Consider the following 326-nt stretch of genomic DNA (forward strand, 5'->3'; position numbering starts at 1 on the left):
TTTGCGCTTGATAGGCATCCAAAAGAGTATGGCTCATGGCCGTCAATTGTTCGGGTTCATGCACGCACAACACGAATCGCTCAATCACAAAAGCCAGATCCTTCAAAGGGTCGAACCAAGCCGTCAAACTGTCTTCAAAATCTAAAAACGCCACCCGACCATCAGGCCGAAACAAAACATTACCGACATTCAAATCTCCGTGCACAGGCTGACCGTCATCCATCAAGTGCGCCAACCAATCCGGCGAATGTGCTTTTAAGCACGCTTGGGCTTCAGTCGGCAATTGAGCCATTCTTTCAGGGGATTGCAACAACATCTTCCAACGT

The 326-nt window shown here is 48.8% G+C and carries 1 protein-coding gene; it reads right to left on the bottom strand.

The genetic code is table 11. The features are described from left to right. Positions 1 to 310, bottom strand: a 310-nt coding sequence (locus AWR36_RS15955; protein ID WP_176491163.1) for a phosphotransferase family protein, incomplete at its 3' end; no start/stop codon positions are given. Positions 311 to 326: the final 16 nt, after the last annotated feature.

This window comes from Microbulbifer flavimaris, assembly GCF_001641755.2.
GTDB classification, from domain to species: Bacteria; Pseudomonadota; Gammaproteobacteria; order Pseudomonadales; family Cellvibrionaceae; genus Microbulbifer; species Microbulbifer flavimaris.